Below are 4,207 nucleotides of genomic sequence, written 5' to 3' on the forward strand. Positions count from 1 at the left end.
CGCGAAAGGGCACGCAACAACGCGATCATGCCACCTTGCGGGCAATACCCTCCATCGTGTCTGTGCGATCGGCCGCGATGATTCGAAGCCTCTCGGTTGGATCGCGGCCGAACGGCACCTCGATGGCGACGTGGAGATCGGCGCGCGTCAAGCCGATGTCGGCGAGTTCGGAGTCCGACATCTCGCCAAGGCGATAGAAGGCGCGGCGGTTTTTCCAGGCGCGATAGACGTTGGAGATGGTGTTGACTACGCGCGTCGCAATAGCCGGACGCGACGTAATGCGCGAAGTCTCGGTGGCGAAATCAAACGTAGCCATGTCAGTCTCCTTCATTCGAACGGACGAGACAGGTGATCGGCGCTGGCAACAGCGGCCGTTCCGGTCCCGATTCACTTACAAGATGCATGTCGTCGTCCTAAAACCGCTTTTAGGTGACATGCATTGCCTTGATGTGGACAATCGTAAATTTGCCATCGTTCGATTGATTAATCCAACGAATGTTTCTAATCTTTAGCATCAACAGCAGTGATGGATTGGACCGATGAAAGCGCCACTCGATCTCGATCAGTTGCAGACCTTCGTCACGATTGTCGACACCGGCAGCTTTACCCGCGCGGCAGAAGAGGTGCATCGGACCCAGTCGGCGGTGTCCATGCAGATGCGCCGGCTGGAGGAGCGGATCGGCAAGCCACTGTTCGAAAAGGACGGGCGTACCAACAGGCTTACCGAGGACGGCGACAGGCTGCTCTCCTACGCAAGACGGCTGCTGTTCCTCAATCGGGAAACGCTGGCCGCCTTCGACGACCGGCGGCTCGAAGGCACGATCCGCATCGGCACGCCGGACGACTATGCCGATCGCTTCCTGCCCGAGATCATGGCCCGCTTCGCCCGTTCCAATCCACGTGTCGAGCTGACCGTCATCTGCGAGCCGACGCCGGGGCTGGTCGAGCATATCAAGCGCGGCAATCTCGATCTGGCGCTGGTGACGCATAATGACGCGCACGGTCAGTCGGAAGTGGTGCGGCGCGAACCGCTGCTGTGGGTCACTTCGGCCAACCACGCGACACATGAGCAGGACACATTGCCGATGGCTTTCGGCCGCCCGAACTGCATCTGGCGGCGGGCTGCCGTCGACGTGCTCGATCGGCAGAACCGCGACTACCGCATCCTGTTCACCAGCTTCTCGGCAACCGTCATCACCGCCGCGGTGCTTTCCGGCCTGGCGATCTCGGTGCTGCCGGAATGCGCGCTGCGGCCCGGCATGCGGGTTCTGGGCGACGCCGACGGGTTCGGCGCCCTGCCCGATTGCCGCATCGGCATCATGCGTGGCCAGACGTCGCGGCCGGAGATCGTCGATGCGCTGGCCCGCCACATTTCGGAAAGCCTCGACAATATTTCCGTGCCGCTCGGCGAAGATACGGGAAGCTTCGACTTCGCGGCATTTGCCTTCTCTAAGACGAAGCGGACCAAGCCGAACCAGATCTCGCCGGGCTGGTGAAAAACCCCCGCAATTGGCCGGCACAGGACACACCCGTCTTGACGCGGACGGACAACCGCCCCCCAATCGGCCAATGAGCGACGCAGTATCCGAATCACGCACCAACGCCACCGAATACACGGTGAGCGAGATTTCCGGCGCGCTGAAGCGCACGGTCGAGGACGTCTTCGGCAATGTGCGGGTGCGCGGCGAAATATCCGGCTATCGCGGGCCGCATTCCTCCGGCCACGCCTATTTCTGCCTGAAGGACGACCGCGCACGGCTCGACGCCGTGGTCTGGAAGACCACGATGAGCCGGCTGAAGTTCCGCCCCGAAGAGGGCATGGAGGTGATCGCCACCGGCCGGCTCACCACCTATCCTGGAAAGTCCAACTACCAGATCGTCATCGACAATCTGGAGCCGGCCGGCGCCGGAGCGCTGATGGCGCTGCTGGACGAGCGCAAGCGCCGGCTGCAGGCCGAAGGCCTGTTCGATGCCGGCCGCAAGCGCTTGCTGCCATTCATGCCGCGCGTCATCGGCGTCGTCACTTCGCCGACAGGCTCCGTCATTCGCGACATCATCCACCGGATCAAGGACCGGTTTCCGCTGCACGTGCTTGTCTGGCCGGTGCGGGTGCAGGGCGAGACGGCAGGCGCCGAAGTGACCGCTGCCGTCAACGGCTTCAACGCACTGGCGCAGGATGGCATTATTCCGCACCCCGACGTGTTGATCGTGGCGCGCGGCGGCGGCAGCCTGGAGGACCTTTGGGGGTTCAATGACGAGGGGCTGGCCCGCGCCGTCGCCGCCTCGCGCATTCCGGTGATCTCCGCTGTCGGCCATGAAACGGACTGGACGCTGATCGACCTGGCGGCGGATGTGCGGGCGCCGACACCGACGGGGGCTGCTGAGATCGCCGTGCCGGTCAAAGTCGACCTCGAAGCGACGCTTGCCGGTCTTGGCGCGCGGCTGAAGACCGCGGCATCGCGCAATTTCGAGCGCAAGCGCCAGGCGGTCCGTGCCGCTGCCCGGGCGCTGCCCTCGCCCGACCAGTTGCTGGCGCTGCCGCGCCGGCGTTTCGACGAGGCGACCAGCCGGCTGGGCCGGGCGCTGTCCGTCAGCGTCCAGCGCAAGCGAGCTAGGCTTCAAGCGCAGCGGCTGACGCCGGCCACCCTGTCGCGACGCATGAACGAGGCCCGCACGCTGGCCGGCCGCGACCTCGCCCGTGCGCAGGCGGCGTTCTTCGCCATCGTGCGCGAGCGGCGAACGCGGTTTTCGCGCGCCGCGGCGCGGCTGTCGCCGGCGCCGATCGCAAGGCGGCAGAAATTGCAGGCAGATGGCCTGGCGGCGCTGTCGCGGCGACAGGACCGGGTGATTTCCGTACGGCTCGAGCGCTTGCGCGGGAAATTGACCCAGGCCGACCGGCTGCTGGCCACGCTGTCGCACAAGGCGGTGTTGGCGCGTGGCTTCGCCTTGGTGAAAGACGCCGACGGCGCGGTGATCAAGCAAGCGGCGGAAGTGGTGCCGGGTATGGCACTTTCGCTGGAGTTTGCCGACGGGACCGCCGATGCGGTTGCGACCAGCGGTGCCGCGCGGCCGAAAACAACTGCTAAGCCGGCCGCCAAAGCCAAGGAGCGTGGCAATCAAGGCTCCCTGTTCTGAGTGGCAATGATTTCTGAGTGCCTATGATTTCTGAGTGCCTATGATTTCTGAGCCCGCATGACCGACAATCATCACCAGACGACGCCTTCCGGCAGGCCACGCGCGCGAGCCTTCGGCATAAGTTTTGACGGCACGCCTGGGCCGTTCAACGCCATCACCGATGTGGCTGGCGTTGCGGTCGGTTATTCGACGCTGATTTTGGGCGATGGTGCGCTGGTGGTCGGCAAGGGACCGGTGCGCACCGGCGTGAGTGCTATCCTGCCGAGACCGCGCGCCGATCTCGCCACGCCGGTTTTTGCCGGCATCTTCAGCCAGAACGGCAATGGCGAATTGACCGGCTCGCACATCATCGAGGAAACCGGTGCCTTCAATTTTCCGATCACCATCACCAACACGCATTCCTGCGGCGTTTCACGCGACGCAACGCTGCGCTGGATGCAGCGCGTGCTGCCGGCCGCGCTCGACAGCGGCTGGGGCCTGCCGGTGGCGGCGGAAACCTATGACGGTTTCCTGAACGACATCAACGGCCACCATCTCAGGTTCAAGCATGTCGCCGCGGCACTCGATGGCGCGACCAGAGCATCGATCGAGGAAGGCAGCGTCGGCGGCGGCACCGGCATGATCGCCTTCGGTTTCAAGGCGGGCTCCGGCACGGCATCGCGCCTCGTCGAATGGCACGGCCGGCGCTACACGGTCGGCGCGTTCGTGCAGGCGAATTTCGGCAAGCGGAGCAATTTTGTCATTCGCGGCTTGCGTGCCGGGCCCGATCTCGTGGAACCGGCTATCCGCGAAAGCACGCCGCGCGCCGAAAAGGGCTCAATCATCGGGATCGTCGCCACCGATGCGCCGTTCATGCCGCATCAGTTGAAGCGGCTGGCCCGCCGGGCGCCGCTCGGCGTCGCCATGACCGGCGGCTTCGGCTATCATAGCTCGGGCGATATTTTCCTGGCCTTTTCGACCGCCAACCGCGAGGCGGCACTGGCGCCGTCAGGCCGCATCGCCAGCGCCGATTTTATCCCGGATACCGACATCGATCCGTTCTTCGACGCCGTGATCGAGAGCGTGGAGGAGG

General features: G+C 64.7%; 4 protein-coding genes. 3 read left to right on the forward strand and 1 reads right to left on the reverse strand.

From position 1 onward, the window contains the following. Positions 1–25: 25 nt before the first annotated feature. The gene (locus EOA85_RS29125) at positions 26–316 is read right to left on the reverse strand and encodes a DUF1127 domain-containing protein (protein ID WP_127212060.1); all 291 of its coding nucleotides are present in this window, start codon (positions 314–316) and stop codon (positions 26–28) included. A gap of 223 nt (positions 317–539) precedes the next feature. On the opposite strand from EOA85_RS29125, the gene EOA85_RS29130 reads away from it, so the two are divergent. From EOA85_RS29130 to EOA85_RS29140, 3 genes are all read left to right on the forward strand, one after another. After that, positions 540–1,496 carry a LysR substrate-binding domain-containing protein gene (locus EOA85_RS29130; RefSeq protein WP_127212061.1) on the forward strand — a complete coding sequence of 319 codons (957 nt, stop codon included), beginning with the start codon at positions 540–542 and terminating at the stop codon, positions 1,494–1,496. Positions 1,497–1,569: 73 nt separating this feature from the next. Beyond that, a complete protein-coding gene (gene xseA / locus EOA85_RS29135) occupies positions 1,570–3,135 on the forward strand; it encodes an exodeoxyribonuclease VII large subunit (RefSeq protein ID WP_127212062.1) in 1,566 nt (521 codons plus the stop codon). Between the two features lie 57 nt (positions 3,136–3,192). Then, positions 3,193–4,207, forward strand: a 1,015-nt coding sequence (locus EOA85_RS29140) for a P1 family peptidase (protein WP_164759952.1), incomplete at its 3' end; no start/stop codon positions are given.

It is taken from the genome of Mesorhizobium sp. M5C.F.Ca.IN.020.29.1.1 (assembly GCF_003997375.1).
Taxonomy (GTDB): Bacteria; Pseudomonadota; Alphaproteobacteria; order Rhizobiales; family Rhizobiaceae; genus Mesorhizobium; species Mesorhizobium wenxiniae.